Annotated in this window: 7 protein-coding genes and 1 other RNA gene; 1 reads left to right on the plus strand and 7 read right to left on the minus strand. The window is 67.7% G+C overall.

Annotated features, from left to right (window positions below):
• The first annotated feature begins 125 nt into the window (after positions 1 to 125).
• Positions 126 to 1,184 carry a cyclic nucleotide-binding domain-containing protein gene (locus tag K0M70_RS03360; RefSeq protein ID WP_290779282.1) on the plus strand — a complete coding sequence of 353 codons (1,059 nt, stop codon included), beginning with the start codon at positions 126 to 128 and terminating at the stop codon, positions 1,182 to 1,184.
• Between the two features lie 19 nt (positions 1,185 to 1,203).
• Here the strand turns inward: K0M70_RS03360 and rpiA are convergent, their stop codons facing one another.
• The 7 genes from rpiA to K0M70_RS03395 all read right to left on the minus strand — a co-directional run.
• Positions 1,204 to 1,857: a ribose-5-phosphate isomerase RpiA gene (gene rpiA, locus K0M70_RS03365; RefSeq protein WP_290779285.1), complete on the minus strand. Its 654-nt coding sequence runs from the start codon at positions 1,855 to 1,857 to the stop codon at positions 1,204 to 1,206.
• A 14-nt stretch (positions 1,858 to 1,871) separates the two neighbouring features.
• Positions 1,872 to 2,330: an EVE domain-containing protein gene (locus tag K0M70_RS03370; RefSeq protein ID WP_290779288.1), complete on the minus strand. Its 459-nt coding sequence runs from the start codon at positions 2,328 to 2,330 to the stop codon at positions 1,872 to 1,874.
• A gap of 7 nt (positions 2,331 to 2,337) precedes the next feature.
• A complete protein-coding gene (locus K0M70_RS03375; protein ID WP_290779291.1) occupies positions 2,338 to 2,919 on the minus strand; it encodes a 5-formyltetrahydrofolate cyclo-ligase in 582 nt (193 codons plus the stop codon).
• Between the two features lie 3 nt (positions 2,920 to 2,922).
• Positions 2,923 to 3,107: non-coding RNA, 6S RNA (ssrS, locus tag K0M70_RS03380), on the minus strand.
• Between the two features lie 39 nt (positions 3,108 to 3,146).
• Positions 3,147 to 3,440, minus strand: a complete 294-nt coding sequence (locus tag K0M70_RS03385) for a cell division protein ZapA (protein WP_290779293.1) — start codon at positions 3,438 to 3,440, stop codon at positions 3,147 to 3,149.
• A complete protein-coding gene (locus K0M70_RS03390) occupies positions 3,437 to 3,658 on the minus strand; it encodes a TIGR02449 family protein (RefSeq protein WP_290779295.1) in 222 nt (73 codons plus the stop codon). The genes K0M70_RS03385 and K0M70_RS03390 overlap by 4 nt, the downstream gene beginning before the upstream one ends.
• A 32-nt stretch (positions 3,659 to 3,690) precedes the next feature.
• Positions 3,691 to 4,917, minus strand: a 1,227-nt coding sequence (locus K0M70_RS03395) for a bifunctional diguanylate cyclase/phosphodiesterase (RefSeq protein WP_290779297.1), incomplete at its 5' end; no start/stop codon positions are given.

A 4,917-nucleotide genomic window follows, 5' to 3' on the forward strand; every position in this document is an offset into this window, starting at 1 on the left:
TTTGTCCCCCCCCCCTTTTTTTTTCCCCCCCCGGGGGGAAGGCAAGTCGAAACCCCGAAACCCCCGCTACCCCAAACACCCTCCCCGGCGATAGACTCGGGACATCCGCTTCAGGAGCCTGCCCCATGCCCGTCCCCGCCACCGACCTGGCCCGCCTGTTCCCGCTTGAGTCCCTGCGCCAGGAAACCCGGGACCAACTGGCCCGCGAGGCCTCCGTGTCCGACTATTCGCGCGGCGAGAATGTTTTCGAATCGGGCGACCTCGACGACGACACGGTTTACCTGCTCGACGGCGAGCTGCGCTGCAACTACCCCGACGGCCGCAGCGTGGCCCACGTGGCCAGCGCGCCGCACGGGCGCTATTCGCTCAACGACGCCGTGCCGCGCCGGTTCACCGCCAAGGTGGTGTCGGGCAAGGCGCGGGTGATGCGCATTGATCGCCGGTACCTCGAGAAGCTGATCACCTGGGACCAGCTGAGCCGTGACGAGAACAACCGGCATTACGGCACCGGCCCCGGCGGCAACAACTGGGTGTTCCGCCTGCTGCGCAGCCAGGCCTTCGCGCGGCTGCCGACGGGCAACATCGAAAAGATGTTCCAGCTGTTCGAGCCGGTGAACGTCAAGCCCAGCGAGATCGTGATGCGCGAGGGTGACGCACCGGATTATTTCTATGTCGTTCGCGAAGGCACTGCGTCGGTGTCCAAGTACCTTGATGGCGCGCCGCAGGTGGTGGCCTACCTGCGCGAAGGCGACACCTTTGGCGAGGACGCGCTGCTGTCCAACCTGCCGCGCAACGCCACGGTGCGCATGATGCAGGGTGGCGTGCTGATGCGGCTCTCGCGCGAGGCCTTCGAAGCCGTGCTCAAGCCTCCGATGCTGTCGTGGGTGCTGCCGGCCGAGGCGGCCAAGCTGGCCCAGCTGGGCGCGACGCTGGTGGACGTGCGCATGCCCGAGGAGCATGCGCAGCGCGCCATCGACGGCTCGATCAACGTGCCGCTGTATCGCCTGCGCGAAGACATTGCCGGCGCGCTGCCCTCGGGCAGCCGCGTGGTGGTTTACTGCAACACCGGCGAGCGTTCGGCGGCCGCGGCCTTCGTGCTCAAGCGGCTGGGCTACGAGGTCAGCGCCCTGCACGGCGGCCTGGGCGCCATGCTCCGGCTGATTGCGGCCAATACCCCGGCCTGACGGCTCCGCGGTTCGCGGCTCAGCCGCGGATCGCGCGGATCGTGTCGCCGATGATCACCACGTCGGCCGGGCGCGCCGCGAACAGCCCGCAGGCCACCACGCCCGTGATCTGGTTGAGCTTGGCCTCCAGCGACACCGGGTCCTGGATGCGCCAGTGGTGCACGTCCAGGATCCAGTTGCCGTTGTCGGTCACCACGCCCTCGCGCCACACGGGCTGGCCGTCCATTTCGACGATCCGGCGCGCCACCAGGCTGCGCGCCATCGGCACCACTTCCACCGGCAGCGGGAACTGGCCCAGCAGTTCGACCTGCTTGGCGGCGTCGATGATGCAGACGAACTTGTCGCTGGCCGCCGCGATGATCTTCTCGCGCGTGAGCGCCGCGCCGCCGCCCTTGATCAGGCGATTCCACGGGTCGCATTCGTCGGCGCCATCCACGTAGAGCTTCAGGGGACCCACGGCGTTGAGGTCGAACACCGGGATGCCGTGCTGCTGCAGCTGGCGCGTGCTCTGCTCCGAACTCGACACCGCGCCTTCGATGCGGCCCTTCATGCGCGCCAGGCCGTCGATGAAGAAGGCCACGGTTGAGCCAGTGCCGACGCCCACCACGCTGCCTTCCTCGACGAATTCCAGGGCCTTTTCAGCAGCGAGTTTCTTCTGTGCGTCGCGGGACATCGGCGGCTCCGTGCTTATTCCAGGGTGAGGATGTGCTTGTACTGCGCCGCCGTCACCGGCAGCACCGACAGGCGGTTGCCGCGGCGAAGCAGGGCGAAGTCGCCCAGCGCCTCGGCCTGGGCGCGCATGTCGTCCAGCGACACGATGCGCTTGAACTTGCGCTTGAAGCCAACGTCCACCAGCCACCAGCGGGGCTGTTCGGGCTTGCTGGCGGCGTCGAAGTAGTCGGAGCCGGGAAGGAACTGCGTCGGGTCTGGGTAGGCCGGCGACGCCACTTCCGCCAGCCCCGCCACGCCGGGCACGGTGCAGTTGGAGTGGTAGAACAGGATGCCGTCCCCCACCTTCATGTCCTTCATCATGAAGTTGCGCGCCTGGTAGTTGCGCACGCCGCTCCACGGTTCCCGGCCGACCTGGCTCAGGGCGTCGATCGAGAACTCGTCGGGTTCGGACTTCATCAGCCAGTAGTGCTTCATGCCGCCATTATCGCCCGACTGGCACGAATCCGTGTTCGGTGGCGATGGCGTCCAGGGCGACGTCCCAGGATTCGGTCGCCAGCGCCGGCAACTCCTGGAGTCCATAGCCCACCCCGACCAGCCGCGGCGGGGCGGCGGCGTCGCGGCGGAAGGCGAAGGCCCGGTCGTAGTAGCCACCGCCCATGCCCAGCCGGGCACCGCGCCGGTCGAAGCCCAGCAGGGGCAGCAGCGCCCACTGCAGTTGGTCGGCACGAAGCGTGGATTCGGGCGCCAGCACGGGCTCGGGGATGCCGTAGCGGTTGGGCTGCATGGGGTCGCCGGCGCGCCAGGGCGCGAAGCGCAGGCCGCCGTCGGCCTGCACCACGGGCAGGCACCAGACCTGGCCCGGCGCCAGCCGAAGCTGCACGGCGTGCAGCGGCAGTTCGCCATTCACGGCCCAATAGCCGCCGACATAGCCGGGCAGGCGCAGATCAGGCTGTTCGCCCAGGTGGCGGGCCACCGCGTCGGCGGCGGCCAGGCGGACGCCGGGCGTGAGGGCGGCGCGGCGTGCGCGCAGGTCGCGGCGGAGGTCGTCGCGTGAAACAGTCAATGAACATCCTCCACCATGCCGATGCGGGCGAAACGACCTTGATCCCTGGGATCAAGTGGGCACCTGTGCGACGGCGTCAGGCTTTCCGCAGCGGGGCGGACATGCACACGGCTATCACCGCAGATTCCCGGGTCGTGTTTATGGGACAAGGCGTATGTTTTGCACGCTGTCGGACACGGCAGAGGACGCATGGATTATAGGCCGCGATCCGAAACGTTTGGTGAACGTCAGCGCGGCGCGTCGAACAGGCCGTCGAGCTTGCGGTTGAGCTCGCCCAGCGTGCGGTTGAGCGCCAGGTCGCGCTGTTCGGCGGCCTGCTTGAGCTGCAGCAGTTCGTGGGCCAGGTTGAGCGCGGTCAGCACGGCCACCCGGTCCAGCGCCGCCATGCGGTTGCTGCCGCGGATCTCGCGCATGCGCGCGTCCAACAGGTGCGCGGCCGCCATCAGGCTGTCGCGCTCGTCGGGCTCGACGCCAACGGTGAATTCGCGATCGAGGATCTTTACGTTGACCGGCTCACTCACGCGTTGTGCTCCAGCGACTTGAGCCGCGTGATCATGGCTTCGACCCTCGAGCGGGCCTGTTCATTCTTGTTGAGCAGGGCGGCGCGCTCGGCCACCAGCTGTTCCTGGCCGTGGCGCAGGCTGCGGATTTCATCCAGCACGCGGTGGTGCTGTTCGGCCAGGCGCTCGAAGCGCTCGGCCAAGGCCTGCAGCTGGGCAAGGGGGTCGGACGTGTTCATCGGATGCACCTTAGGCGTGGCCGCCGGCGGGGTCAATAAGGCGACGGGATGGCGGCGACGGTGCCGGGCTGCCAGCTGCGGATGAAGGCCAGGCAGCGGTGCGAATCCAGCGGCGGCGACAGCCAGAAGCCCTGGATCTCGTCGCAGCCCTGTTCGCGCAGGTAGCCCAGCTGCTGCTCGCTTTCCACGCCCTCGGCGATCACGTTCAGGCCCAGCGAATGGCCCATGGTGATGATGGTGGCCGTGATGGCTTCATCGTCCGGGTCGCGGGTGAGGTCGCCGATGAATTCCTTGTCGATCTTCAGCGTGTCGATCGGCAGGCGCTTGAGGTAGACCAGCGACGAATAGCCAGTGCCGAAGTCGTCGATCGCGAGGCTGACGCCGATCTTGCGCAGTTCGTTGAGCACGTGCGTGGTCTGTTCGGCGTTCTGCATCACCATCGATTCGGTGACTTCCAGTTCGATGCGGTTGGCGGGCACGCCCAGGTCACGGATGAGGTTGCGGATCTGTTCGGGCAGGTTGCCGCGCAGCAGCTGCAGCACCGACACGTTCACGCCGATGGAAATTTCGTTCAGGCCGTGGCCGCGCCAGCGCTTGAGTGTCTGCATGGCTTCGGCCAACACCCAGTCGCCAATGGACAGGATCAGCCCCGATTCCTCGGCCAGCGGGATGAAGACCGTGGGCGGTATTTCGCCCAGCTCGGCGCTGTGCCAGCGCAGCAGCGCTTCCACGCCGGTGATGCGGCCGTCGGCCAGGGCCATGCGCGGCTGGTACACCAGCCGGAACTCGCCGCGGTCCAGCGCCTTGCGCAGCGAGGCCAGCACGGTGGCGCGGCGGCGCGACTCGGCGTCCATGGTCTCGTTGTAGATCTGGTAGGTGTTCCTGCCCTCGGCCTTGGCCTGGTACATGGCCGTGTCGGAGAATTTCAGCAGGTCGGTCGGCACCAGCGCGTGGTCGGGATACAGGCTGATGCCCAGCGAAGGCGTGATGTTGACGTCATGCCGTTCGTCCACTTCCAGCGGCATCGAGAACGCGGTGAGGATCTCGCGCGCCATGCGCTCCACGGCGGGAATCGACTCCACGTCTTCCAGCACTACCGTGAACTCGTCGCCACCCAGCCGGGCCACGGTGTCGGAGGCGCCTACGGTGGCCTGCAGGCGGGTGGCGGGCCCCGTTAGCCCGCGGGCGCCCGCCGCGGGGCCCCGCGCGTCGGTGGGTTTGATGTAAGAATAAAAAGAACGGGAAAAAACACGCTCCCC

The sequence above is a fragment of the Arenimonas sp. genome, from assembly GCF_019459675.1.
GTDB lineage: Bacteria > Pseudomonadota > Gammaproteobacteria > Xanthomonadales > Xanthomonadaceae > Arenimonas.

What these genes read in the sequence shown, in the direction of transcription:
- K0M70_RS03360 (WP_290779282.1), top strand. Translation starts at nt 126, where the DNA reads ATGCCCGTCCCCGCCACCGACCTGGCCCGCCTGTTCCCGCTTGAGTCC.
- rpiA (WP_290779285.1), bottom strand. Translation starts at nt 1,857, where the DNA reads ATGTCCCGCGACGCACAGAAGAAACTCGCTGCTGAAAAGGCCCTGGAA.
- K0M70_RS03370 (WP_290779288.1), bottom strand. Translation starts at nt 2,330, where the DNA reads ATGAAGCACTACTGGCTGATGAAGTCCGAACCCGACGAGTTCTCGATC.
- K0M70_RS03390 (WP_290779295.1), bottom strand. Translation starts at nt 3,658, where the DNA reads ATGAACACGTCCGACCCCCTTGCCCAGCTGCAGGCCTTGGCCGAGCGC.